We start from the raw sequence: 26,820 nt of genomic DNA on the forward strand, positions 1-26,820 counted from the left end.
AAGATAAGTCTCAACAAGTAATTAGGAATTGGTTGCGGGAGCAGGATTTGAACCTACGACCTTCGGGTTATGAGCCCGACGAGCTACCAGACTGCTCCATCCCGCGTCCGAATTACTCCATTAGCTTGGCTGGATATTTCCGCCTCGCCGTTGAGTGGTGCGTATTATACATACGCACGTTACCTTGGCAAGGGATCGCATCATTTATATTTCATTTTATTGACTGAATGGACAATAAACCAGCATACCGCTCAAACTCCCGCCAATTCAGGCGAGTAGACTCTCCATTTTTGCTGCCAATTTAAAGTCGAGTTCCGAAATTCCACCTGCATCGTGAGTGGTTAACGCCACATCAACCCGGTTATATACATTAAACCACTCCGGATGGTGTTTAAGCTTCTCTGCCCAAATGGCCACTTCCGTCATCCAACCAAATGCTCTGATAAAATTACGAAAGGTGAAGGATTTTGTTAGTTTGCCATCTTGCAGGATCCACTTTTTATCTTCAGATAAAGACGAATTTAAATCTTTAAGCGCGTTATTTACTTCATCAACATTCAATTTTGCCGTCATATTCACCTCCGTTATCATTGCTTCTACTTTCCTCTCAACGCCCCGTAGATACAAGCCTTGAAGATAATTAATCTAACCCATTCAGTGGATTAGCTTCTTTACACTGCCCTACTTTTGGTTATAACTCCTAATACCTATGTGTCGCTCAAATGCTTTTCTCGTCACCGGAAAATAGGTTTACTAGATAGCGAACAAACAACACCACTTTACTTTAATAACAATTACTAACGAGTACTTAACCATGTTGAAAACTGTTAAAACTTCTCTGATCGTAGCTTCAATGGCATTTGGTTTTTCTGGCGCTGCGCAAGCAGATATTAATGAAGCATTAGCGAATATCTGTACTATCGTGCAAGCCGATGATAAAGGTGAATTGCGTAAAAAAATGCGCCTAGTGGAATCAGATTACCGTTTGAAGCTTCGCGACTACTATTCAGGCGTCACCTGCAGCGGCAACAGCCTGATCAGAACAGCATTTGCTAACAATGCTGTTGAAGCAGGTACGCTGCTCGTGAAAAAAATGCCTAAAAGCGACTTGTCTGCGCCAGAAGCCGATGGCAAAACGCTGCAAGCCTGGGTGAACGAATCAGGTTATCAAGCCAGCCCAATCGCTGAAGAGTTAACCAAGCGCCTGTAACAAATATGCTATTTCTATAACCATTTCAACATGGTTGCAGGCTTGAGCCTGCACTCAAAAAGCGGCCCCTGGCCGCTTTTTTTCATAGTCCTGGCGAATTAGGTTTTGCACCTCATACCTAAGTATTACCGCGCTTCTTTTACCAATGACGGTTGTGGTGTTTACTTATTAGCGAACAAACAACCCCCTTTTTAAACCATTATTCTCTGAGGAATTAACCATGTTGAAAATTGTTAAGACTTCCCTTCTGATTGCTGCTACAGGTCTGGGATTCGCAGGCACAGCGCACGCAGATATCAACGACGCACTTGCTAACATTTGTACCATTGTACAGGCTGACGACAAGGGCGAGCTGCGTAAGAAAATTCGTTTAGTCGAGTCTGACTACCGCTTAAAGCTCCGTGATTACTATTCAGGCGTAACCTGCGGTGGCAACAGCCTGATTCGTACCGCGATTATGAGTAACGCGGTTGAGACCGGCACCTTATTAGTTAAGAAAATGCCCAAGAGTGATTTAGGGTCGCCGGAAACTGACGGTAAGACGCTTCAAGCATGGGTGAGTGAAACAGGTCATCAAGGCAGTCCAATTGCTGCCGAACTGGCAAAGCGTCTCTAATCGTTAAGCGCAACGCCACTACCATCTCAACATGGTAACAGGTTTAACACCTGTACTTTGAAAGCGGCGATAACGCCGCTTTCTTTTTTTGGAATGAACATAAAACAAAGATAACTTATTGAATTTTAGTTAATTGATGCCATGGCAGTATATTCCTACATACCTTGGTATTAGCTTTAGCCTTTATTTGCGTTGTTAACTAATCTTTAATTACAGCCGAACAAACAACATCTTCCTCAGGCGTCCAAAGCGCTTTTTAAAAAAGGTGAGTCAATGAATAAACTAACTAAAATTGTTTTACTAAACGCATTGCTCTTGGCCTGTGCAACCGCCTCTGCAAATATGGGAACATCTGCTGACGCGGCAACAACCACTGCCAACCCGATTGAGAAAAAAGCCCGCTCAGGACTAGACATTAACTTCCAGCGCGTACTTTCGGCTAAATCGCTGCCAAATGAAAATTCGCTAAGTGCTGCAGACGCATTACAAAGCAGCGAAAAATCCCGCCTGTTTAGGAAACTACCAGACCATCTTGTTGCGGCAAATCCGTAGCAAGTTCACCAGGGAGGGTGACACCTTCAACATGGTACGCAGAGTAAAATCTGCATCTCCGCGGCCCACTTGTTGGGCCGCATCTTATTAGGCCTCTTGCGCTCTTCTCATCCGCTTACCTCGCAGACTCTAGTCATATAACCACCGCTTTCCATGAGCGTTACTTTTCTTACTTCATTTACATTTATATACAACTTTAGCTTTGTATGACTTTTATCGGTCACAAATCCCGATTACAATTCGTCGCGAATTTTCGGCGCTTCGTCATGGATGTAAGACGACTCGGCATTTTCAATGGAATGAGCGACATAAAATAAAAACACTCGAAAGGATACGCTCATGTCATCAGTGACATACTCAATCCCTTTTTCCTTTTCAACTGTTGCTCTTGCGCTATGCATGCATTCCGGTATCGCTGTAGCGGCAACAACAGAAGTCGACGACAAGAAAAAAGAACATCCGTTAGAACGGATTGAGGTTACCGCACAGAAGAGAACGCAGGATCTTCAGGATGTGCCTGTTGCACTTACGGTGGTATCTGGCACCGATATCGCAGAAAGCGTGTCTCTGGATATCTATGATCTACAAGGCTATGTTCCCGCTTTTCAAGCATTTCAAAGCCAAAGTGCAACAAACTCCAGTTTTTCTGTGCGTGGCATAGGCACATCATCGCAAAATTTTGGCTTTGAATCTTCTGTCGGGCTTTATGTTGATGGCGTCTACCGTTCACGTCAGAATGCAGTCATAAACGATTTGGTGGATATCGACGCAGTTGAAATTCTGCGCGGTCCTCAAGGCACGTTATTTGGCAAAAATACACCGGCGGGTGCCGTGGTTTTCCGCAGCAAGGCACCAACTTTTGAAAATGGCGATGGCTTTGTCAGTGGTACACTGGGCAGTGACAACCTGTATCGCCTAAGTGGTGCCACTTCTATTAACCTTGTTGACGATAGACTTGCTGCACGCGTATCAGGTTTCACCACCCAGCGGGATGGTTGGATTGACGATGTAAACCTCGGGCCTAATACGATCAATAACAGAGACCGTTCAGGTGTGCGGTTACAAGCCCTCTATACGCCGAATGAAGATGTAAGCATTCGCCTTATCGCCGATTATGCAGAGCTCGATGAGCATTGTTGCGGGGCACTAACACTGCAAAGCAATACTGTCGCCAATGATATCGCTGGCAAATTTGGATCTGATGCACTACTAATGATGCCGCCCGTAAGTGCCACTTTATTCGGTGGCGACTCTTTTTACGACTACACCACAGCCCTGTCCGCCCTACCTGTTTCAGCAATGACTGACAAAGGGTTTTCTGCCGAAGTTAATTGGCAAATATCCGACACGCTACTTCTCACATCAGTCAGTGGCTGGCGCAGCTTTGACAGCCTCGACATTACCGATACCGACTTTACCGATGCAGATATGCTCAGCACCACAAACGATGCGGGTCAGCAAGCGTTTTCGCAAGAACTACGGGCAACGTACAGTCGAGATTCGGTAACCGTAATAGGTGGACTCTATTATTTCAGTCAAAATCTTGGACTAAATTTTGATATCACCACCGGCGAGGAATTTCCGTTATTTTTTGCAGCCTCGGCAACAGAACTCACGCCGCTGATAGAGGGGCTCAATGGTCTTAGCGCTGCTAGTGGCGGCTTGATCGCGCCTGCAGCTCCAGCCACCCCGGCAAACACGCAGTTCGCCCATACTGCCTATCAGGAACAAGACAGCATAGCCGTATTTGGCCAGAGTGACTGGCAATTTACCGAGCATTTCACCCTTACTACGGGATTACGCTACACCCGCGAAGAGAAAACCCTGGTGGGTCGCTACACTGAACAAGGGCCGGGTATCAATGGTTTACCACTTGACCCTGCGCTGCTCCCCAATCCCACACTGGCCGGCGCAGCCCTTGGTGGGATTGCGCAGGCGTTGGCAAGCGGTATTCAACCGGAATTGTCACAATTAGCCGCCCTCGCGCCCTTTCAACAAGCTGGATGGGGTTACTTTTTCCTTGGCACTGCCTCCGTGCTGCCGCGAACAGCTCTGGATGAAAGCCGTAAAGACAACCAAATCACGGGCACAGTAAAACTGAGCTGGCAGCCCAACAATGACCGCCTGTACTACGCCAGTGTCGGCACCGGGTTTAAATCTGGCGGTATGAATACCGACCGTATTGCCGAAGGATTGGATCCGCAATTTAATGCCGAAAAAGCCACCGCGTTTGAAGTGGGCTTGAAGCAAGACATCGACGCACTGAATTTACGTATCAATGCCGCAGCACATCACACCCGCATTGATGACTTCCAGGCATCGACCTTTACCGGATTTGGCTTCAACCTGCAAAATGCTGGCGACCTGAGTACCAAAGGTTTTGAACTGGAAATAATTTGGTTTCCTACCACAGACACCCGGCTAGGCGTGAACATGGCCAGAACCTTAGCCACATTCGACAAGTTTGAAAAAGGCACTTGCTGGGTAGCCTATAGTTGGCACACGGGCATCGATGATCCCGGTCGCCCCTCAGCTGATGCCCCCTACTGTTCTCGTACGGGAGACAGACTGGGTTTTGAACCTGAAACAACCATTGGCGTCAATCTTGAGCACACTATCAACATCGGCGCCTATCCATTCTTGCTGGCGTTGGATTATCAGTATACGGGTGATTTGTACCTCGACGACTCCAACGATCCTTACAAACATGTGGACAGCTTCGATATCGTTAACGCCCGTATAAACATGAACATACCGCAATGGGATATGGACGTGACACTATGGGGCCGCAACGTGTTAGACGAAGAGTACATTGCCCGCAATGGCTTCGATGTACCCGTGCAAGCCGGTAAGCTAATGGCTTACCCAGGTCAGCCAGCGTCTTACGGGATTACCTTGCGAAAAGCCTTTTAATTACAGATTCATCGAGCTTGTTAATGCGCACTGCTAGTCACGCTGGCAGTGCTTTTTTTGTGCGCTAATTTTCGAACTGCGAATTCCTTACAACATTCTGCAAAATATTGAATCAGATCAATTTTTGCCTGCTTGCCGGTGGTTATACTTTCTGGGTATTCAAAGACAAACCGGAAAAAGCATGGCTATCAGCGAACTCTTCGACCCCGCACGTATGCAGAAATACAATATCAACGGGCCTCGATACACCTCTTACCCTACAGCCCTTGAATTCGGTGAAATCACGCATTCGTCACCGGTTGAGCATGCATTATCGCAGTCGAAGGCACGAAGCGTTTCGCTTTATCTGCACATTCCGTTTTGTCATAGCCTTTGCTATTACTGTGGCTGTAATAAAGTGGTTACCCGTCATAGTGAAAAAGCTGATCGCTACTTAGATTATCTTGCCAAGGAAATGGCAATCCGCTCAGCCGCTTTTGCGGGTAGAAAAGTGGAACAAATTCACTTAGGCGGCGGCACACCGAGCTTCCTCAGTGAACGCCAACAAACGCGTTTAATGACACTAATAAAAGCCAATTTTGATGTGATCGATGATGCCGAAATCGGAATTGAAATAGATCCTCGCCGGGTAATGCCGCAATACATCAAACTCTTAGCCAACCTGGGGTTTAATCGGCTGAGCATTGGCGTACAAGATACCGATTACAAAGTACAAGACGCTATCAACCGGGTACAAAGTACATCTCATATTGCCCACTTGGTGGACTACGCCAGAGCCGTGAATTTTAAATCAGTGAACCTCGATTTGATTTATGGCCTGCCCCACCAGACACCAGATACCTTTGCCACCACACTTGCTGCGGTTAAAGCCATGCAACCAGAGCGAATTAGCTTATTCAGCTATGCCCATTTACCCACACGCTTTGCGGCTCAACGTAAAATTAAGGGTGAATGGCTGCCCAAACCTACGGAAAAAACTGCACTTATGAAGCAAGCTGTGGAAAGCCTTACCCGAATTGGCTATGAACTGATTGGCATGGATCACTTTGCCCTGCCCGACGACGAACTCGCCGTTGCTCAGCGCAATAGAGAACTACACCGTAATTTCCAAGGCTACACCACCCGTGGTGATTTAGATTTACTGGGTTTGGGCGTATCTTCCATTAGCGCCATTGGTAATGCGTATCTGCAAAACCCGAAAACCTTAAACGACTATTATGGTCAGTTAGATAGTCAACAGGAGCTCGCCCATCGCGGATTATTTCTGTCGGCATCTGACATGTTGCGGGGCTATGTGATTCAGCAACTCATGTGCAACCTGTCTTTGTGTTTTGGCGAGGTGGAAAAGCGTTTCGCCATTGATTTCACCCATCACTTTGCCGCTGAGTTGGAGGCATTGAAAGAATTTGCTGAGGACGGTTTACTGAAGATAACCGCTGACGGGATCACAGTACTCCCTTCAGCCAGGCTGTTCATACGTATTATCTGTATGACATTTGACGCTTACCTGAAAGACACGGCGCACCAGCACCGTTATTCACGGGTGATTTAATTTGTCTATCGAAGTTTAAAGCGAGCGGTGACGGTTTCCCCCACTTTAAAGTGCAGGCGCTCCTGCGATAGCTGACTGATAAGTGCAAATATCTGCGTCTGTCCGGTTTTAAGTGTGAACATTAATTGCCCGTCTTGGCTGTCGGAAATGCCTTGAATGACGCTTTCCAAGCCGTTCACAATTGATGAAGCATTCGCTGCTTCGCGATCGACGCTGATATCTCTGGCGTCGATGGTGAGCATGGCTTCATTGCCATCAATAACCGGGAAGCGACCGTAAATCAGCTGTCCTTCACAGCGTATGGCATAGCAATTTTGCTCTTCCAGATGCGCTTCGAGCTTTCCAGTAAATACGGAGAAGCGTTGTTCAAAGCCGGGTAATTGTGAAGTCAGTTCAGCCAACACATTGTCGCTTGGCCCTTGATGAACAATGGTTCCCGCATCCATCCAGGCCATATAGTCGGTGTACAACGCCAGTTCTCGTAGATCGTGAGAAACCATCAAAATCTTCAATCCACCACGGCTCAGTGTGGCAAGATATTTCAGTACTTCATGTTTCAGACTGTCATCGAGTGCACTCACCGGTTCATCTAACAATAAAATAGCCGGCGAATTGAGGATGGCGCGCGCGATAGCCACCCGTTGGGCTTCTCCTCCGGATAACGTCTCTGGCATACGCGTCATGAGATGATGACATTTGCAACCCAACACCACCTCATCGAAATGATGGGTTTGCTGTTTAGCAAAGTCTGCTGCCAACAAGAGATTTTGACCTACCGATAAATGGGGAAATAACAAGCTGTCCTGAAAAACCAGTCCAGTACGAACCCGGGCAATGCGCAGCGCGTCCCACTGTCCGTTCACCTTAGCAGCACGACTAAGTCCAGCAAGGCAGCGCAAAAGCGTAGACTTGCCCGCCCCCGACGGACCGCTTAGCCCCACGAATCTGGCACTGGCAGGGAAATCTAACCGAACACCCAGGCTAAGGTTGTCGCCGGTTGTATTAACTACGACTTCCATGCTGTCACCCCGTTGCGGTTATAGCGGTACAACAGCGCCATCAATAGGAATGAAAACACCAATAAGCCAAACGCTAACGCGTGCGCCTTACCGTACTCCATGGCTTCCACGTGCTCGAACAGCGCGATAGACAATACCTGCGTTTCGCCAGGAATGTTGCCACCAATCATGAGAACCACACCAAATTCGCCCACTGTATGAGCAAAGCTCAAGCCCAGCGCCACCATAAAGGCTGGCTTACAAATTGGCATAATGATGCGGCGGAAGCGGGACCATTTCGACATGCCCATGGTGCGCGCCACATCAATGTATCGGTTATCCAGTTGAAGGAAACTCGCGTAAAGCGGTTGTACTGCAAACGGTAAAGAATAAATTAGTGAGCCGATCACTAGCCCGGCAAATGAAAACGCCAATTGCTCACCAGTAATAAGCTGCCAAAGTTCTCCTGCGACGGCATTCGGAGAAAAAACCACCAGCAGATAAAATCCCAGAACGGTGGGCGGTAATACAAGCGGTAACGCGACGACAGCAAGCACCAGGTTTTTCGCTTTGTGTTGCCAACGCGACAACTTCCAGGCCAGCGGCGTTGCAATAAGCATCAATAACACACTGGTGAAAAGCGCCAATTTCAGCGTTAGCCAGATAGCGTCAATATCGCTTTGCATTTATCGGCACCTACCTTTTACCGGCTGATTGGTATCCCCAATCCATGAGGCTTTTTTGCACCTTTGCAGAAAGGAGATATTGCATAAAGCGGCGGGCGGCATACGGATGCGCGCTGTCTTTGATGACCACCATTTTCTGAACGATTGGCGCATGAAAATCATCAGGAATGAGCAGATAAGGATAATTGCTGCGCTTAACCAGCGACCAGGCGACAAACGCATCATCCACATTGCCCGACGTAAAATACTGATACGTCTGCAGGATATTTTTGCCCTGTACTTGTCTGAACGGTAGCGCGGCATCTGGCGGTAGTGTGCCCAATGCCTGAGAGGCGGCCAGCCCATAAGGAGCTAATTTGGGGTTGGCAATGGCCACAGGCTTGTCGAATTTTCGGGAAACAAAAGCGTTAAGTGAATCCGGCGCACCGCTGCGAGAAACCAATGCCAGGCGGCCAGTAGCATATGTGCGAAGAGTTTGTTTTTCTGCCAACCCTTCCGCCACCAGCTTTTCAGGACGCAAAGCATCAGCAGAAAGGAATACGTCAAACGGCGCGCCGTGCTGAATTTGCGCATACAGCGTGCCACTGGAACTTACCGTGATAATGGGTTTAATACCGTTTTTCTTTTCAAAAGCTTCAGCAAAATGCTTAACCGGTTGAGCGAAATTAGCAGCAACGGCAATATTCACCTGCTGCTCGTCGGCATGGGCAGAAACATTGAACATCACAACAAGGACACACAACGCTTTTACTATCCATCTGTTCATAATGATCCTGAAAAGTTTTATTTTTGATTCAGCCACTTCATGGCAGCTTCTTCATCGCTGGCTTTTGCTGCAACCCAGATTGCGTCACCGTCCTGATGCTCTTTCTTCCATAAAGGCACGGATTTCTTCAGCATATCCATAACAAATTCAGCCGCTTCAAATGCGGCCTTACGATGACTAGCGGCACAACCCACCCACACAATGGGCTCGTGATTACCCACAAACCCATATCGATGGACAATACCGGCACTGTGCAGATCAAACTGCATTTTCGCCTGTTCGAGCAATTTCATCATCGCGGCTTCAGTCATTCCTGGATAATGTTCCAGGCTAATACCGTCTATGCCACCTTCATTATTGTAATCCCGCACCAAGCCGGTGAAGGTAACAATTGCACCTGCATTCGTCGCCTTTGCTTTCAATCGTGTGTTGTATGCCTGTTCATCAAGGGCGGCATCGGTGACTTCTGCAAACATTTAGCCTCCAGTTACGGGCGGGAAAAAAGCCACTTCGTCGTTGTCTTTGATCTGACTATCGTCATCACCCAACTCCTGATTTACCGCACACAGTACGCCGTCTGCCAGTACCTGCTGCCAATTCGCTGAACGCGCTGCGAGCATAGATTTAAGCTGAGAAACCGTACTGCATCCATCAGGCAATGGTAAAGCCAGGCTATCTTCGCCCGTGATCTCCCGGACCTGAGCAAAGGTCTTTATATTAATCATGCACCTTACTCCGCTAGCCACTCACCAGTTTTACCGCCGCGCTTCTCGAGAACGCGTACACCCTCTAGGCGCATACCAGGATCGATGGCTTTACACATATCAAATAAGGTCAGAAGTGCAACATTTACACCCGTTAACGCTTCCATCTCCACGCCGGTTTTACCGCTAACGTTACAAAAGCAGGTGGTGCGAATGCGTTTTAAATCGGTCTGCAATTCAAAGTTAATGTCTACTTTATTCAGCGCCAGCGGATGGCACAGTGGAATAAGGTCAGCACAGCGTTTCGCGCCCTGAATACCCGCCACCCGAGCAACAGCGAACACGTCGCCTTTCATCACCTTGTGATCAGATATTGCTGTAATCACTTCATCAGAAACATGCAGAAACCCTTCTGCCATCGCTTCTCTTCGTGTTTCCTGTTTGTCAGATACGTCCACCATGTTGGCTTCGCCACTAGCATTCAGATGACTAAACCCCGCCATTACAGCTCTCCGGTGAGATGTTTCACAAAGTTACAAGGGCGGTATTCTGAATCTAGTTGGCTTTTAATGATGCCATCCCAAGCAGTGCGGCAAGCGCCTGTGCTGCCTGGTAAGCAGAAAATCACCGTGCGGTTAGCAAAACCCGCAATGGCCCGTGACTGCACAGTAGATGTGCCAATTTCCTGAAAACTTAAATGACGAAACAGTTCACCGAAACCATCGACGGTTTTATCAAACAGCACTGACAATGCTTCCGGGGTAGAATCGCGGTGTGTAAATCCCGTTCCGCCCGTTACCAGAATGCCGTGAATATCAGCATCGGCAATCCAGGCCGATACAATGGCGCGCTGGGCGTAGATATCATCTTTCACCAGGTCGCGGGCGGTTAGTGTATGGCCAGCGGCTTCCAGGGCTTCAACCAGGTACGCACCAGAGGTGTCGCTTTCCAGTGTTCGTGTGTCTGAGATAGTAAGAACGGCAAGATTCAGTGATACTGCTGATGACATGAAAATTCCTGATAAATTTCATCCAGGTTGTGACAAATCGTCGTTTCCAATACGATATCTGAAAATCGACTAACCTGGTCGGTGACTGAGATTAATAAATTACTATGCCAGATACTTTAACGCATACTCAAGCTATGCGATACAACCGCCACATCGTATTGCCCCAATTTGATATAGATGGCCAGGAAAAACTGCTGAACGCCCGTATTCTACTCATTGGAATGGGGGGCCTGGGCAATGCTGTAGCACAAAGCCTGGCTGCTGGCGGCGTGGGTGCACTCACGCTGATAGACGACGACAAGGTAGAACAACATAATTTACCCCGCCAAATTTTGTTCACCGATGCTGACTGCGGCCAGTTTAAAGTTGACGCGGCCCGTTCCCGGCTCGGCGCACTGGCACCAGACTGCCGCATTACGCCCCTGCGTGCCCGCTTGAGTGATGAAGCATTGCTGGAGCAAGCCAGGCAGCATGACATCATCGTCGATTGCACAGACAACCTTGCCAGTCGGCGACAAATTAATCAGGTGAGCGTTCAAGCGGGTATTCCCCTGATAAGCGGGGCAGCAATCCGTTTTGAGGGACAGCTATTTGTTAGTGTACCGGGTGACGGTAAGGCCTGCTACGGCTGTGTAGAAAAGCGCTTTAACATGGCAGAACTGAGCTGCAATGAAGCCGGCATTCTGTCACCGGTGGTAAGTATGATTGGCATTGCACAAGCACACCTGGTAATGCAATGCCTCAGCGGATTTGGCACACTACCCACAGGTGAACTGCAATTATTCGATGGCCTCAATTTTCAGTGGCAAAAATTTAAAGTATCGCCTCATCCAGCATGCAACATCTGTAACAATACGGCAGAATAAATAATGACAACAATGACCAAGTCCCACATGGTGGTGGCACAAAATGCCTCTGGCAGAAGTATGAATGTGCCGATTTACCGGTTCAAAGGCGCGGTGCCAGGGCCAACTGTGTACATTCAAAGCTCCATTCACGGTGCAGAGGTACAGGGAAATGTGGTAATTTATCAGCTTATCCAGGCTTTAAAAGAGCAGGATGTGGCTGGTGAAATCATTCTGGTGCCGAACTGTAATCCTATTGGGACCAACATCAAAGCTGGCGAGTACACGTTAGGCCGCTTCGACCCGGTTAACGGTACCAACTGGAACCGAGGGTATTTCTACGATGAAGAAAAGGTGTATGCATTCGCCGATACGGTGAACGAGAACGACGATATTAGTACCATTCGTGATGACTTTCGTACCTATTGGGCAGAATGTATCGCTGAAAAACTGGCCTCCCCCTGGGGATTAGGCTTAGCCCAACAGCTAAACCTGAAACTACAACAACTGGCGGTGAACGCAGACTTTGTGCTCGATTTGCACAACGGGCCAGTGTCTACCCGCCACGTTTATATTCCTGAATATGCGAAAGATTCAGCCACGCTGTTTAACTTTCCACATTGTATTCTTATTCCTAACAAATTTGCCGGCGCACTAGACGAGGCCACCTTTTGCCCATGGTGGACGTTGCAAGACGCACTTTCAGCCCGATTTGGTCGTAGCATTCAATTTGGTATCGAGGCGTTCACCCTGGAAATGGGCAGTCAGGAAGTCATTCAATTCTCTGAAGGGAAAGTGGATGCTAAGAGTATTCTTACCTATCTGACGGCCAAAAATGCTTTACCCCACTCCTCCCTAGAGCCTGCGGCCATGAAAAGAGTGGGCGTTATGCTTAAGGACTACAAAACCCTGTTTACTCAATGGGGTGGCATGGTGGAATACTGCGTGAAGCCCGGTGATTGGGTTAAGCGTGGTGAGACGATTGCCAGGGTACTGAACATTGACGAGCTGGATACCGAAGCCGGCTGTTTTGCGGTAGAAGCCCCCTGCGACCTAATACCAATGCTGCATTTTCCGTCGGCGTCAGTGCTCAGCGGCACACAATTGTTTAAGGTATTCACGAACTACTTCACACTCACGGAGTAAACGTTGCGCGAAAATATGGCGCAATATCACACAATAAAAAAGCCCGATTTTCTCACAGAGATCGGGCTTTTTGATGTGTAAAGGAGCGTACTTTTTAAATTGGCGAGCCCGGTGGAAGCGGCTTCACGTCGAATGCCCCTGGCCACTTGCCTGTGTCGAAGTATACGCCAAGCTGATCATGTAGCACCTCAGAGCCGGCGAACTTGCTGTCGTCGTCTAGCCAGTCGGCAAATTTCAGTACCGCATCATCGATTACCAGCTTCACTTCCGGTGCCAGATCATCAGACATCGCGGTTTTCATTACCGCATTAAGTGCAACTAAACGAAGACGGGCGTTGAGTCCGTAGTCGGCTTGTTTGTTGTCGTACCAATGCAGCTTGAAAATCCGCTCCACGATTTGCTCAACGCTGGGAATACCCCGACTCTGACTGGCCTGCCAGGAAAGACGGTTTAACCGCTCTGGCGCAAGCAATAAAGTTAAACTGTAGTTTGCTGCGGCTTCGGCGGCAGAAACCGGATCAAAGGCCAAGCCCATACGGCTGTTGAATTGCTCACGGGTAATATCATCGCCAAAGGCGGTTGGAGGAATGAGGGATAGCAGCTCAGTAGGAAGCTCGAGGAACGCTGGGGATGTGGCCTCCAAAAGTTGCTTGAGCGCTTGTTTCTGACGCTCTGCCGCCACAAACGTCACCCCTTTCGGTTTGTCATAATCGCCCTTACGCTCGTATTCATAATTCAAACCACCAATTTGCTTCGCCACGGCTTCAAGCTGATAGCGATGTGAGAGATACACGGGCACTAACGCATCTTCAATAGACGACAAGCTCGCATTGTCTGCAATGGTATTTAGACCTATGTTTGCCAAGGCCAGTTTCCGTATTTTTACCATCTCGTCGAACGCTTTAAGCGGGTCGCCACCGTTATCCCACATATGACCATTGCTTGATGGGTGCGAGGAAGAGCGGGTATCCCAGTCGGTTTTAAACGCCAGTCCCTGCGCTCTCGATTGCGCTAATAATGCAGCCAGGCCTGCTTGTTCAGCTTCTGCCGAGGCGTAATCCTGATAACCGTAGGCTATCGTATGCAGATCCCACTTGCCCATACCGGTTGCATAGGCGTTATCCAGTACAATGTTATCGTTTTTCACCGATAACATGGGATGAGGATAATCCATCACCGATTCACGGCCGTTCTCACTGGCGGCGAAGTTATGGGCAATACCCAGCGTATGACCAACTTCGTGTGCAGCCAACTGACGGATACGGGCCAATGCCATTTCCTTTTGCGCTTCTGTAGTTTGTTCACCATCAAATGGACTGGTTAGGCCCAGCGCGATAAGAAAATCCTGACGAACACGCAAAGAGCCCAAAGTAACATTCCCTTTCAGGATTTCACCGGTGCGGGGATCACGTACAGAATAGCCGTAAGACCAGCCCCGGGTAGCACGGTGTACCCAGTGAATCATGTTATAGCGCAGATCCATTGGGTCGGCGCCCTCAGGCAACACTTTCACCTGAAACGCATCTTTGTAACCTATGGCCTCAAACGCTTGATTCCACCAACTCGTTCCCTCGCGAAGTGCACTCATGACAGGTTCAGGGATACCTGGGTCGAGGTAATACACAATCGGTTCGACGGCTTCGCTGACATCGGCATCCACATCTTTTTTATGTAACCGGTGACGGGAAATATACTTCACTTCTGTGGGTTCGGTGATATCCGTGGCGTAATCAAAGTAACCCTGTTTCCAGAAGCCCGAATAAGGGTTATAAGCGCGAGGAGAATAGCCGTCTTCCGGTAATTCAACGAAGGAATGATGCAGGTGTACTGTTAGGCTTTCTGCTGATGGCGTAACCTGGCTCACGTAGTTCCCAGGATTGCTTCCCGCAAAGGTAACAATGGCTTCCAGTTCGGTATTTTTTGGAAACGCTTTGCTGCGAGGCATAAATACGGCACTTCGGGCGGCATCAACGTTATAGCTGCCTTGCTTTGCTCTCGATAACCGTTTAGCCACGCCATGCACATCACTAAGCAGGTACTGGGTGTAATCCACCAGCACACCGTTGCTGCTTGCCGCAACGGCAGTAAAACCGGCCAACACGGAATCGGCAAAAGCTTCATCGATACTTGCCAGTTCAGCGGCATTTTCAGACACCGAGCGATAGCGGGTATTAAGCTCTTTCATCAGCAACTTATTACCGTGTCGTTCAAAAGCCACCAGATGGCCTTCCCCTAACTGACCGCGATCCAAACCAATATCGTTGGAACCTACACCTTGAGGCAGACTGGTCTGCAGTAACATCTGTTCATCGAGTTTGTTTACGTGCAGGTATATTTTGTCGCTGCTCGCATCGTAATAGAACGGCAAATAGCCATCCTTGCGGGTCATGTCTTTAGTGAATTCTGTCACCGACGGCAACGCGGCCCATAGTGGCGTGCTAACCATCAATAACAGAAACGTCAGGGATTTGCGCAAAGTGAGTTCTCCATGTTAATGCTGCATTTGTTATTATTCATTTTCTTTTAGCTGACTGGCGGCGAAGCATCGAAGGCACCTTGTCATATTATTCAGTCAGCTGAAAACGTCTATTCGCTGCCATTTAATATCCTACCCTACCCTGAAAATTCAAACGCTGGCAACCGCTCTCGATCAATATGGGCGGTTTTGCGATTAAGATGCATTGCCGGTAGATAACCAAGATGACCTGTCCCGTTGATCTGCGTCAACGCACAAAAAACCGCAGTGACTATGCTCTCAATGAATGCTAAACGATAAGCGAATACAGGATGAATTATGACCGCAGCGTTTCGGGACTACAGTATCGAACAGAATGGTGTGTACCATTTTTATGATCTCAATCCCGAGATCTTGCCTCAAACACCTTCAGAAGTGATTCAACAATTACCCGGCCCATCCGTGCTGCACATTAACGGCAGAACTGATAGCTGTCGTGTTATCACCGCGCTGATCCATGGCGACAGTGCGAACAGTTTGCGTGCCCTGTTAGCAACGCTGAAAGACGGAGGCGCACCGGCAACCAACGTGAAGGTGATTATTGTCTCTGTCGAAGCGGCAAAATTAACACCGGTGTTTAGCCATTCGTATTTACCCGGCCAGCGAGATTTAAATCGTTGTTTTCGCGAGCCCTTTCTCTATCAATCTGATCACCTTGCCAATCGGCTGTTAAATTATCTTGAAACATGGCGTCCGCAATCCGTGGTCGATATTCACGATACCCTGACCATGACGCACGCCTTTGCAATATCAGTGTGTGAAAATCATGCACATAAAGTGCTTGCGTCTTACTTCACCGATTTACTGATTTTTTCGCCCATCAGTATTGGCGCCTTAACCGATTTAAACATTGGGTGTCCGATCATTTCAGTGCATGCACCCAGTGATTATGCAGGTATTCAGCAGTGCAACCTGTATAAAAACCTAATGCGATTCTGGCAGACCGATGTATTGCAGCAACAACAAGAAGTGAGCGTGCTTTCACAACCGAGAAGATTGGAACTACGACGCAGTGCGGCGCTGACATTTTCTGATAAACCGGTTTTCGGTGTGAATTGTACTCTACGGCAGGATATCGAAAATTGCAGCTTTACCGTTCAGCACCCCGGCGATGTACTGGGCTGGGTCGATCATAACAAGCTCGCGCATTTTCGCGTGGTGGGTCGAACGCCGAGAGAAAAAGTGTCTGACTTTTTCTGTGCCGATGATAACAGTCTCACGGTAGCCCAACCGATGAAACTGTTTGTGTTAGGTAAGAGTACCGACCTGGCCAAATCGAATTGCCTGTTTTACTTCAGTACCGGTAGCTAGCGCTTCAAAAAACCGGTGTCATGTACCGGCCCATTTCTCATCAATGCGCTCAGCTAACCCGGAATAACGCACCGCACGGGTTTGTATGACGGCACCCACCCGTTCCGGCGCAGCGAGAATGACACAGCCTTTTTTGGCCCGGGTCAATCCGGTGTAAATAAGCTCACGGGTTACCATAGACGCGGCTTTCCCCTGGGCGGGTGGTAACCACATCACCACATTGCGAAATTCAGAGCCCTGAGATTTGTGAATCGTCATGGCGTACACAGTTTGCACCGCCGGTAACCGCGAAAGGCTAACCGCCCGTAACTCGCCTTGGCCGTCGTAAAACCACGCTTTTAACTGTTGCGAATCATCTGGCCATATCACCCCGGTATCGCCATTAAAGAGGCGTTGCGTATAGTCGTTCTCCAGCACCATAATGGGACGACCGATATAATGACCATTGTTGCCTGCCGTCCGATTGGGTTGCAACACCCGCTCTATTTCCTCATTGAGCGTATTCACGCCCCCTTCACCATTGCGTACGGGCGTTAACCAGCGGCAGTGGTTCATGGCCTCAAGTGCAGATGCCGGGCTATTCGCCTGTGCCAGCGCAGCAAAGCTGTCTTTAATCAATTTGCGTAACCCGCTGCCCTGTTGAACGGGCATAAGCACAACATCCTCAAGCTCCATCAACCCGGGTACCGGTTCACTGGTTCTGGTCAGTAAATTAAGTACCTTGGCACTGTCGCCATCGCGCATGGCCACGGCAACTTCTGCCAGTTTACCACTGTAGCGTTGACTGACTTTCAACGGAAAAACCGTGGTCAGGCTGTGTTCGTCCACCGCAATGCCAGGTAAATGCGGACATAAGCGATGAACGTGTTTAGCAAGTGCGTCGGTCACTTTCAAATCATGGCTGTCGTCATCCGGCGTAAGTGCTTCAAGCACATTGCCCGACTCCACCGACGGCAATTGATTAGCATCCCCCACCAGATAAACGCTGGTACTTGCAGGTAATGCCCGAAACACGCGAGTCATTAGCGCTAAGTCCACCATAGAGGCTTCATCAATAATTAACACATCACAATGAATCAGGTTATCACTGTGGTGCTTAGGTTTTATTGAAAAAGGCCGCATGCCTAACAATCGATGCAGTGTACTTGCTTCAGTAACAATGCGTTGCTTTATACCTTCAATACTGTCACCAGAAATGGCATGTAAACTGTTACTGACGGATTCGGTCAGTCGCTGCGCGGCCTTACCCGTGGGTGCCGCCAATTTTATGGTGAGCGGTTTATCTGAAGCGGCCTGTAGCGCCAAAAGTAAGCGGGCAACGGTATAGGTTTTGCCGGTACCAGGGCCGCCGTTAATCACCGCAAAATCACGGGTGAGCGCACAGGCGGTAGCGACTTGTTGCCAGTCTTGCTCTAACGTTGGCATGGTGGGGAAAAGCTGCGGCCACACCTGGTGCAAGCGGTCATAGTCGTCATCGCTGAACGCTCGCTGGCGCGTTCGACTCACCACGCCTTCTGCCACGGTGAGCTCAAATTGCCAATATCGCGCCGTGTAAAGTTTTCCGCGGTGGTAAACCAACTGCTGCGGTTCGCCGAATTGTTCACTGAGTTCCCTGGCCGCTTTCACCAGTGTCGTCAGGTCATCAAACTGCACACCTTCACAGTTCTGTTCGGCGTCATCGAACAGTCGCTTGCCAGCAATATCGGCCAGTGACAAACAGGTATGGCCCTGACGAAGATGCCATGATAACGCGATCAATAAATAAAACGGTGTTGCGTCCGTGATTTCAGCAAACTGACAGGCAAAGTAATAATCGATGGCTTCGATATCGGCCAAATGACTCAGACGTTTATCTGACTGCGTGCGCAGCGCTGTACTCATGATAACTCCTCCACCGCTTCACCATTAAAGGCATTATCCAGCGCTTCTAGCGTTGCCATATCCACCGGTGTATAGAACACCCCTTCAGAGTGAGCATTGTCTGGATGCATCCCTCGTAGGTACAGATAGAATACGCCACCAAAATGCTGCTTGGGCTGGTAGTCCTGCAATCCGTTTTTCAGATAGCGGTGCAGCGCCAACGCGTAAAGTAAATATTGCAGGTCGTACAGGTGATGCTGATTATTGCGGGCCAACTGAGCAAACTGATAATGCGCCATGTCATTACCAAGATGGGTAGATTTATAATCGGCTACATAATACTTGCCATCGTGTTCAAAAATTAAATCTATAAAACCGTGCATCATGCCTTCCAGCATAGGACGGGATATTTTGGGCACAGGCTGCGCATTGTCGCCGTTAACCTGCTGACGATGGGCTGTTAAAATTCGGCTTAGTGCCCACCAGTTTGCCTGTTTCACGGGGAAATAAAATTCGGCTTCCCGCAAGGTATGCTCAAGCGGTAAATCATGCATACAAACCTCGGTTGCACCATTATTCAACGGCGTTGAGAGTACCTCATTCATCCAGCCACAAAGCTGCGTGTAGTCTTCGTCTGTCAGGGCAAGCCGGTTTGCCAGCGAGCGGGATTCACTCCAGCCCGGTGCCGAAAAATCAGTGACTTCCAGCATATCATGAAGAAGATTACCCGCTGATGCGCCCTTCTCTAGCGTGAACCTGAACGGTAGGGTGTCGTTGACTGCGACTGTCTCGACGACCACGTCGGCGGTTTCCTCATCACGTTGAGTGTGCTTTACCGCCACCTGCTGACGGGTTAATGCGGTAAATGAATATAAGCGCCATGCGTCTTCTACCGTTCCGGTAAACTGAGACAGCTTCAGCGCTGGCGGTGCCGCATCGTGGCTTCGCTCGCCGGTCGCTTCAGGCGTGTTGTGCCCAGGCAGGAAAAGGGTGTGCTCTCCCTCCTGTTCAACTTTACTGATAGCCCCATGCCAGTTAACCGCGTCAGTTAAACCCAGTGCGGTGGCAATGGATGATTTTCTCGCATTATCAAATTCGGCGATGCCTAGATAACAACGATGGGCAGCCCGGGTTATCGCCACATACAGCAAGCGCATGGCTTCCGCCTCGCCTTCTTTGCGAACCAGTGCTTCGGCTTCCTCGGAATGGCCAAGCTGCAACACCTGCTGTCGAGTGGCGGGATCGTTAAACTGATAAAAATCCATCAGGGATTTATTGGCACGGCCGGGATCTTTATAAATGCTGGCGAAAGGTATGAAGACGATGGGGTATTCCAACCCCTTAGAGCCGTGTTGGGTGATCAACTGAATGAGTCTGGCATCACTTTCCAGACGCTGAATATGCTCTTCGTTGTCACCCGCATTTTCCAGCTGACGATGCAACCAGATAAGCAATTGCTCCGGCTGTGGTGTGGCTGAAGCTTGTTTTTCCAATACTTCGGCCAGGTGCATGTAATTGGTAAGATGGCGCTCGGTGTTGTCGTCGGTTACCGCGAAGTGCTGGCGTAACAAAGTTAACACCACTGCCATACATCCCTGCTTAACCCACATGGCACGTAAGGCGGAGACTTCTGCCATGCAAGCTTCCCAGAGTACATCATCTTCGTCGTGCAGCATGGCCACCAGCTTCTCATGCTCATAGCCCAGCAGCGGACTGGCCAACGCCGCCGATAACCGGGCTAATTGCTCACTGTGCCAAATTCCATCGAGCACACGGTATAAGTCACCGGCTTCTTCTGACGCGAAAAGCGATGTCTTTGTACTGAGAAACACCGCGCCAAGATTGTTCCGCTTCAGGCTGCGTTGAACGATATCCGCCTCAGCCCCTGAACGCACCAGAATCGCGATATCAGCAGGCTCTACCGGTTTTCCGTTGAGCCTGGCATCACTGAGTAAACGCAAAATTTCGTCGCTCATCCAGTCGGCTAACTTGCGACTAAGATACGGTTTGGTGGTGGGCTCGCCTTCTTCCTGCTCCAGCACCACGTAATTCATGGCACGTCGTTCTGCAGGATCTTCAAACACCTCTTTTGCCGCTTTTGCATGGGGCGTTGAATTGACTTTCTCGTAGCGAATGCCGTATCCAAACACGTCTTCAGGTGCTTCATCCAGCGGCGCCCCATGAAATACCCGATTGTAAGCGGTGACCATATTCGCGGTTGAACGCCAGTTAGTATCCATCACCCAACGATAATCGGCACCTTCACCCGCTTGCAGGTAGGTAAAGATGTCGCCCCCGCGAAAGCCGTAAATTGCCTGCTTAGGATCGCCAATCATCATCAGCGTAAGTGCATCGCTCGACCGGGGATACACCGCGGATAATACTCGGTACTGACATGCATCGGTGTCCTGAAATTCGTCCACCAGCGCAACAGGATAAAGCTGTCTGAGTACAGTGCGCAGCGTGCTGTCTTCACTGTCGAGTTTATCGGCCAGTAAACGAATGAGATCATCGAAGTCGACAATGCCCAGCTTGCGCTTCGCTTCGGCAACATGACGCCGAATGTACCCAAACCCATCGGCTATGAGCGTATGAATAGGCAGTAGTGTTTCGTTTTTTTCTTTCAGCGCGTCGACTTTTTTCAGTTCATCGCTTAAGCCGGTTACAAACGTTTTGACCGCCACCAGCACGGGTTTCGCGGTGGCATCTTTCATATAACCACGGCTACCATTTAAGGCATCAGTGACTGACTTTTCCGCAACCAGTAATTCCCCCTGAGAGAGGTACGCCATCATCGCCTGCCACTCTTCGCGCCACAGCGCTTCATTTTTATGGCCAGCGATTTTACCCATTACTATCGGTTCCACCTCTTGTGCTGCCTGCAAGTGATGGGGAAAACCAGGCAGAAACTGATGTCGCAGCAGTGTGACGGCACTCTCGTAATTTTCTGCTATCGATGCCGCATCGGCAAATTGCGGCGTGAGATCGCCCCGTAGTGGTTTACCAAAAGCACCAATAAAGTTGCCAGGAACATGCCAGCGTTTTTCAGTCAGTAATGCGTATTTTTCCGGTTCGGCCACCAGCGTTCTTATCCAGTCCGCGGCAGCTTGCTCCCACAATTCGCTGGTATCGGTTTCCAGCGACAACGACATGGGAGAACCACTGGCAAATGCCTGCTGAGACAAGACATGGTTACAAAAGCCGTGAATGGTAAACACCGACGCTTCGTCGAGCTCTAGCATGGCGGCTTCAAGTATTTGTAATCCTTCTTCGGCGGGCGCAACGCGGTAAAGGCCGCTAAAAAACGCATCAACATCGTCGAGGGCTGACGGGTCGACACTGACTTTGTGCCACAACTTCACAGCATCCCGTAATGTCTCACCAATACGGCCACGGATCTCCTCTGTCGCCGCTTTCGTAAATGTCATTACCAGGATTTGTTGAATAGTGAGTTTTTTCTCTAGCAAAAGGCGCAAATAAATTCGGGTAATGTTGAATGTTTTGCCGGTGCCCGCGCTGGCCTCAATTAAATGTCGACCTCGCAGTGGCATGGCGGCCACGTCCAGTGTCTGAAACGCCTGATTCATATCACTCATAGGGCTTCTCCTTTGCTACCTAGACGTAGCGGCACATAAAAGTCGAGAACCAGTCCTAAATCGCACTGAGACTGCTGGATCCCTAGCGGGAAAAACCAACGGCTGTAGGGGTCTTCGCTGATGCTTTTACGGAATTCACTGCCGTTGTCGAGTACGGCATCCCAGGCCATTACGCCTCGGGCACTCATCAGCCACTCGTCAAAGCCAATTTCGGGTACTTTGCACTGCCGACCAGATGGCCCGCCGGTGTATTTCTGCGCAAGCCCAGCGCCGATATCAGCGAAGTCAGGTACCGGGCTTTGCAAAATTTTCAGGTAAGCCGACATCATCATGTCTAGCCTTCTTTTCGCTAACTCTGCCGGTACAGGCTGGTAGACTTGTTTGTAAATCTTGGCTTCACCTTTCTCTCGCTTAATGAAATGAACGTTTAACGGTAGTGCGTTGCCATTGGCGTTAAAACACAACAGGGTGAGATACTGCTCGACACTGCGTTTGGTATTCTGACTACCGTAATGCAACATCTGTAAACCATCACCGCCCTGCCAGGCTCTCGCTTCGATGATGTGTTGCTGACTTTCTACCTGCATCACATTTTGCTCTACTACATGCAGGCCGAGACTCTGAAATAACGCAGATGCTTCCTGCAGCCAATCGTCAAGCAAGCCCGGAGTAAGCGGCGTATCAGGAAAATCCCCACTGTGTTGCAGAACGCGGGCGATCTCGGTTTTGTCTTGTTGTTTAAAATCGGCTTCGACAAAGGCGCGAATACTGTTGAATCGGAGCAAGCTGTTCTCTTCGAACGGCTCATCATCGTTCAATAGTGGTGACGATTCTTCCAGGTAAACGCCCAGTCGTTTGTTAGCAAAGGTTTTTAGCGGGTTATCGAATGCACGAGCCAGCTCATCAACATTCAAATTGTCTGTACGTTCTGGTGTGGCTGTGGCGCTGAATGCGCCTTGTGTGAGCACTTGTTTGTTTTGTAACGCACTTGCCAGACGGAACCAGCCGCTTTCGAACCCAGGCGATTCGCCAGTGAAGTTAGCGGGACTAAAAGGATGCAGCGGTAACTGCTTTATGTTCTGATGCGTAAATCCATACCCTTGTGCTAGTAGCGCCAGCAACTCTGCCAGTACCAACGAGGGTTGTCGCTCGGTATTATCTTTGCCCCGCCTTCCCTGATAACTCAGATACAAATAGTCACGGGCGGAAATCAACGCTTCGAGAAACAAATAGCGATCTTCTAATCGACGCGAGCGGTCGCCCTGCTTGCGTGGTCCCCGAGACATCAAATCAATGCTTAAAGGGTTCGATTGACGAGGGAACTCACCGTCATTGAGGCCCAGAATACAGACTGTTTTGAACGGGATACTTCGCATGGGTAACATGGAGCAAAAAGTCACCTGACCGGTAAGAAAATGGTTCGCGGCATCGGGCGTTGTGAACTTTTTCACCAACACAGTGCGGATTTGCAACAGCGTTAATGTGTCGTCAAAGCCCGCTTGCTCACAATGGGTCACCAAATCTGCGGTGGCGCGACTTAGCGCCTCCCAGCTGTACATATCGTCGTTTGAGACTTCAAAGCACGTTTGCTTCATCTCTTCCAGGTACTGATGCCATTCTTCCGCGGTGCGAGGATGCGCCAATTCCTGGGCAAATCCCTGAAGCTGCTCTAATAACTGAATGAGCTTCCCAAGCAATACACTGTACTGACCTTCTACTTCTGGCACCGTGAGCAGGTCGTTCACAAACTGTGGCGAATCTGCCATGGTCATACCAAGGAGCAACCGCTTTAACCCCCACGCCCAACTGAACGTTTCACTCACCTCGGCATTTAACAGCCGGGATTTATGGGTTTTGTCCCGCCCCCAGTGCACATGCGCCTGGTGTAACCACTGACTCATCAATTCAATATCATCGCCATTCAGGCGGAATTTGCGCTGTACGGGTTCCAAGCGCAGGTAATCGATGATCTGACTCACCTCGAAGCGACTATCGGGCAGCGACAACAATTGCATGAATGCGGCGATCATGGGTTCAGCGTCAAGTGGCGCCCTGTCGGCTATGGAACAGGGAATACGGGGAGGTGCCTGATCATGGGATTCCGGCGCACCAACACGATGAAAAACCGCTTCGATGAAAGGCGCATACTCTTCAATGGCAGGACACATCACCACCACGTCGGAGGGCTTCAATACGATGTTGGTATCGTCGCCTCCCTGCATTAACCCCAGCAGGTAATCGTGTAACGCTTCTACTTCACGCAACGTGGTGTGCGCACTACACACGGAAACGCTGGCATCAGCCGTGTCATATTGAAAACTGCCATCTGGGGCAATGGCGTTGAAAATATCCTGCTGCAGCGCATGCAACAGGCTTTGCTGTGCATCGCCCTCGCCTGGCGCGTCGAGTTCGAACGCACTTACTTCGTAACTCTCCAGCGGTGTAAGCAAATTAAAAAGGTCCCGCCCCTGCTGCCCTAAGTTTCCAAGCAGGGGATTATCCTGACGGCTTTCCAGCCATTGCGTCAGCCCTTCCTCCCGCAACAGCCTCGCTTGCTCTTTGTTGCTTTTTACATCGCCCCAGTAGTTTACGCTGGGGTTCAGGTGGAATACATGAATGTCGACATGACGACCCAATGCATCAAGAAACTGAATAAGCTGTGGCGCCATGGTATTAATTGCGAACACAATAATGTTATCCGGTAACGTGTTGACGGCTTTACCGTTACACAATGCTTCTACTGCATCGGCATGCAAGCGTGCGGGATGATCCGCTTCTTCGGCTACCAGTAAGCGCCAAATAGACGCCTGCCATGCTTCATCGTCAGAGCCCGTTTCTGCCAACTCGCCATTTTCCCAAGCGAATAGCCACTGCGGACGAAACAGCAAGTACTGCTCGTAGACGTCTGCTAGTGCGGTAGCCAGTTGCAAACGTTGCAGACTGGCTTCATCTTCATTGTCGATATCTTTCCAGTAGCGGTTAACTGTTTTCGCCTCAGCGCTGGCAGAGAACGCATCGCTACGGATAATGGCATCTATACGCCACACTAACACTTCCCGACGATAGGCTGACTGCTTAGGTACCCTGTGTTCACCCAGGATCTGACGTGCGGTATCCCACATGAACCTGACCGGTAACGGAAACGATAAATTCATCGCCACGGTATGTTCTTCTGCCAGGGCCATATTCAGCCAGTGCTGCATGCCCGGGCTTTCAACCAAAATCGTCTGTGGCCTAAACAAGGATACCGGGCCATCACCAATACCCTGATGCTTTAATAACGAGGAAAGAAGGTAACTAAGGTGCTCGAGTTTATTGGAGGGGTAAAGGGCTAACAAACATCACCTATATCAACACGTTTTTTGTCATGTTACGGGATAAAACGGTTGTCGACCAGTGGCAGAAATAGACAAAAGTTGAATGAAGAAATGATTGGCGAAAAAATGGGCTTAGGATAGAATAGCGGACAGAAAAAAACCCATACAGACCTCAGGACACGAAAAATCTGTATGGGCAAGGTTACGGGCTTGCTCATGACAACCGAATCACGGCGTTGCCTGGCACCGGATAAGGTTAGCGCCAAGAACAAGCGCAGATAACACAAATTATAAAGGCACTATGCGTGCCAAAAATGAAAAACCCGTAAAGTCAAAAGCTTAGATGTTAGTGATGCTTCTGCCAAGGCATCCCAGTATTTAGTTTTGGTGCGTTTGCACCAAATAAATGCATTACCATCTCCTACTTCAGCGCATTGCAAGCGTGCCGCTATGCTTTTCTGTCTGCATCAGTTCCGTTACAATTCCTGCCTCTGAATTACATTGTGAACACGACCATGCTAAGCCAACAACAACTTGCCACCATGCTTTCTCTGCAAAATAAAATGAACACTAAAGTGAATCCGCAGTGGCTCACCGCCGGATACGGTTATCTGCGTGCAGCAATGGTGGAATCAGTGGAAGCTATTGAGCATCACGGCTGGAAATGGTGGAAGGCGCAGGAAAAAGATTTGCCGCAGTTACAAATGGAATTAGTGGATATCTGGCACTTTGCCCTTTCAGCTAGCATTATCGATTATCAAGGTGACGTGTTGGCAACGGCCAATGCTTTATCAGCCCAATTGGCGCAAGCATCTGCGCATGTGCAGTTTGATGGCCAGGATTACGAACCTGAACACCTTTCACTTCTGGACAATCTGGAACTGATGGCTGGACTGTGTGCCGCCAAACGATTTAGCGTACCGCTGTTCATGCACATTGTCGGTCAATGTGAAATGACAAGTGATGAACTATTCCGCCAGTACGTTGGGAAAAATATTCTCAACTTCTTTCGCCAGGACAATGGCTACAAAGCAGGCACCTACATCAAGGTATGGAATGGCCGCGAAGACAATGAACATCTGGTAGAGGTTTTAGCCGCACTCGACAGTAACCACGCTGATTATAGTGACCAGGTTTACGCCGGGCTCACGGCACGCTATCCGCAACAAGCATAGTAACCCTAAGAAAAACGGGCTTATAAAGCCCGTTTTTTGTCAACATCGA

Annotated in this window: 22 protein-coding genes and 1 tRNA gene; 9 read left to right on the forward strand and 14 right to left on the reverse strand. The window is 49.3% G+C overall.

Annotated elements, in window-relative coordinates:
- Positions 1–29 precede the first annotated feature (29 nt).
- Both ACXAGX_RS13520 and ACXAGX_RS13525 read right to left on the reverse strand, forming a co-directional pair.
- Positions 30–106: transfer RNA gene (locus ACXAGX_RS13520), tRNA-Met, on the reverse strand.
- A 161-nt stretch (positions 107–267) separates the two neighbouring features.
- On the reverse strand, positions 268–573 hold the full coding sequence (locus ACXAGX_RS13525; RefSeq protein ID WP_474838942.1) for a 4a-hydroxytetrahydrobiopterin dehydratase: 306 nt from the start codon (positions 571–573) through the stop codon (positions 268–270).
- Positions 574–814: 241 nt separating this feature from the next.
- Here ACXAGX_RS13525 and ACXAGX_RS13530 point away from each other — a divergent pair, with 241 nt between their 5' ends.
- The 3 genes from ACXAGX_RS13530 (at position 815) to ACXAGX_RS13540 (ending at position 2,378) form a co-directional block, all read left to right on the forward strand.
- Positions 815–1,210: a DUF3718 domain-containing protein gene (locus tag ACXAGX_RS13530; protein WP_474819596.1), complete on the forward strand. Its 396-nt coding sequence runs from the start codon at positions 815–817 to the stop codon at positions 1,208–1,210.
- Between the two features lie 220 nt (positions 1,211–1,430).
- Positions 1,431–1,826: a DUF3718 domain-containing protein gene (locus ACXAGX_RS13535; RefSeq protein WP_474819592.1), complete on the forward strand. Its 396-nt coding sequence runs from the start codon at positions 1,431–1,433 to the stop codon at positions 1,824–1,826.
- 273 nt (positions 1,827–2,099) lie between these two features.
- Positions 2,100–2,378 carry a hypothetical protein gene (locus tag ACXAGX_RS13540; protein WP_474838944.1) on the forward strand — a complete coding sequence of 93 codons (279 nt, stop codon included), beginning with the start codon at positions 2,100–2,102 and terminating at the stop codon, positions 2,376–2,378.
- Between the two features lie 233 nt (positions 2,379–2,611).
- On the opposite strand, the gene ACXAGX_RS13545 is transcribed toward ACXAGX_RS13540, so the two are convergent.
- A complete protein-coding gene (locus ACXAGX_RS13545; protein ID WP_474838946.1) occupies positions 2,612–2,779 on the reverse strand; it encodes a hypothetical protein in 168 nt (55 codons plus the stop codon).
- Between ACXAGX_RS13545 and ACXAGX_RS13550 the strand changes: the two genes are divergently transcribed.
- Positions 2,778–5,291 (forward strand): TonB-dependent receptor, encoded by a 2,514-nt coding sequence (locus tag ACXAGX_RS13550; protein ID WP_474838948.1) that lies wholly within the window; start codon positions 2,778–2,780, stop codon positions 5,289–5,291. The two genes, ACXAGX_RS13545 and ACXAGX_RS13550, sit on opposite strands and share 2 nt — an antisense overlap.
- A 181-nt stretch (positions 5,292–5,472) precedes the next feature.
- Positions 5,473–6,843 carry an oxygen-independent coproporphyrinogen III oxidase gene (hemN, locus tag ACXAGX_RS13555; protein ID WP_474838950.1) on the forward strand — a complete coding sequence of 457 codons (1,371 nt, stop codon included), beginning with the start codon at positions 5,473–5,475 and terminating at the stop codon, positions 6,841–6,843.
- A 5-nt stretch (positions 6,844–6,848) separates the two neighbouring features.
- Here hemN and ACXAGX_RS13560 read toward each other — a convergent pair whose 3' ends face one another.
- From ACXAGX_RS13560 to moaB, 7 genes are read right to left on the reverse strand one after another with little or no spacing between them, the layout of a single operon-like run.
- Positions 6,849–7,862, reverse strand: a complete 1,014-nt coding sequence (locus ACXAGX_RS13560) for an ATP-binding cassette domain-containing protein (protein ID WP_474838952.1) — start codon at positions 7,860–7,862, stop codon at positions 6,849–6,851.
- Positions 7,850–8,527 carry a molybdate ABC transporter permease subunit gene (gene modB / locus ACXAGX_RS13565; protein WP_070125261.1) on the reverse strand — a complete coding sequence of 226 codons (678 nt, stop codon included), beginning with the start codon at positions 8,525–8,527 and terminating at the stop codon, positions 7,850–7,852. The genes ACXAGX_RS13560 and modB overlap by 13 nt, the downstream gene beginning before the upstream one ends.
- Before the next feature lie 10 nt (positions 8,528–8,537).
- On the reverse strand, positions 8,538–9,293 hold the full coding sequence (gene modA, locus ACXAGX_RS13570) for a molybdate ABC transporter substrate-binding protein (RefSeq protein ID WP_474838954.1): 756 nt from the start codon (positions 9,291–9,293) through the stop codon (positions 8,538–8,540).
- Positions 9,294–9,310: 17 nt separating this feature from the next.
- Positions 9,311–9,769, reverse strand: a complete 459-nt coding sequence (locus ACXAGX_RS13575) for a molybdenum cofactor biosynthesis protein MoaE (protein ID WP_474838955.1) — start codon at positions 9,767–9,769, stop codon at positions 9,311–9,313.
- Positions 9,770–10,018: a molybdopterin converting factor subunit 1 gene (gene moaD / locus ACXAGX_RS13580; RefSeq protein ID WP_070125264.1), complete on the reverse strand. Its 249-nt coding sequence runs from the start codon at positions 10,016–10,018 to the stop codon at positions 9,770–9,772.
- Between the two features lie 5 nt (positions 10,019–10,023).
- On the reverse strand, positions 10,024–10,500 hold the full coding sequence (gene moaC, locus ACXAGX_RS13585) for a cyclic pyranopterin monophosphate synthase MoaC (RefSeq protein ID WP_474838957.1): 477 nt from the start codon (positions 10,498–10,500) through the stop codon (positions 10,024–10,026).
- The gene (moaB, locus tag ACXAGX_RS13590; protein ID WP_070125266.1) at positions 10,500–11,006 is read right to left on the reverse strand and encodes a molybdenum cofactor biosynthesis protein B; all 507 of its coding nucleotides are present in this window, start codon (positions 11,004–11,006) and stop codon (positions 10,500–10,502) included. The genes moaC and moaB overlap by 1 nt, the downstream gene beginning before the upstream one ends.
- A gap of 104 nt (positions 11,007–11,110) precedes the next feature.
- Here moaB and ACXAGX_RS13595 point away from each other — a divergent pair, with 104 nt between their 5' ends.
- Positions 11,111–11,872, forward strand: a complete 762-nt coding sequence (locus tag ACXAGX_RS13595) for a HesA/MoeB/ThiF family protein (protein ID WP_474838959.1) — start codon at positions 11,111–11,113, stop codon at positions 11,870–11,872.
- Positions 11,873–12,997, forward strand: a complete 1,125-nt coding sequence (locus tag ACXAGX_RS13600; protein ID WP_474839131.1) for a peptidase M14 — start codon at positions 11,873–11,875, stop codon at positions 12,995–12,997.
- Positions 12,998–13,091: 94 nt separating this feature from the next.
- Here the strand turns inward: ACXAGX_RS13600 and ACXAGX_RS13605 are convergent, their stop codons facing one another.
- Positions 13,092–15,443, reverse strand: a complete 2,352-nt coding sequence (locus ACXAGX_RS13605; protein WP_474839133.1) for a zinc-dependent metalloprotease — start codon at positions 15,441–15,443, stop codon at positions 13,092–13,094.
- Positions 15,444–15,791: 348 nt separating this feature from the next.
- Here ACXAGX_RS13605 and ACXAGX_RS13610 point away from each other — a divergent pair, with 348 nt between their 5' ends.
- Positions 15,792–16,823 carry a M14 family metallopeptidase gene (locus ACXAGX_RS13610; RefSeq protein WP_474819558.1) on the forward strand — a complete coding sequence of 344 codons (1,032 nt, stop codon included), beginning with the start codon at positions 15,792–15,794 and terminating at the stop codon, positions 16,821–16,823.
- Between the two features lie 18 nt (positions 16,824–16,841).
- Here the strand turns inward: ACXAGX_RS13610 and recD are convergent, their stop codons facing one another.
- Genes recD through recC form a run of 3 tightly spaced genes read right to left on the reverse strand, consistent with a single transcriptional unit; the run spans position 16,842 to position 25,617 of the window.
- Entirely contained in the window at positions 16,842–18,704 is a 1,863-nt protein-coding gene (recD, locus tag ACXAGX_RS13615; RefSeq protein ID WP_474838961.1) for an exodeoxyribonuclease V subunit alpha, read from the reverse strand.
- The gene (gene recB / locus ACXAGX_RS13620) at positions 18,701–22,279 is read right to left on the reverse strand and encodes an exodeoxyribonuclease V subunit beta (protein WP_474838963.1); all 3,579 of its coding nucleotides are present in this window, start codon (positions 22,277–22,279) and stop codon (positions 18,701–18,703) included. The genes recD and recB overlap by 4 nt, the downstream gene beginning before the upstream one ends.
- Positions 22,276–25,617 (reverse strand): exodeoxyribonuclease V subunit gamma, encoded by a 3,342-nt coding sequence (gene recC, locus ACXAGX_RS13625; RefSeq protein WP_474838965.1) that lies wholly within the window; start codon positions 25,615–25,617, stop codon positions 22,276–22,278. The genes recB and recC overlap by 4 nt, the downstream gene beginning before the upstream one ends.
- A gap of 494 nt (positions 25,618–26,111) precedes the next feature.
- Between recC and ACXAGX_RS13630 the strand changes: the two genes are divergently transcribed.
- Positions 26,112–26,771, forward strand: a complete 660-nt coding sequence (locus tag ACXAGX_RS13630) for a dUTP diphosphatase (protein ID WP_474839135.1) — start codon at positions 26,112–26,114, stop codon at positions 26,769–26,771.
- Positions 26,772–26,820: the final 49 nt, after the last annotated feature.

The sequence above is a fragment of the Alteromonas sp. ABV4_515 genome (assembly GCF_056160345.1).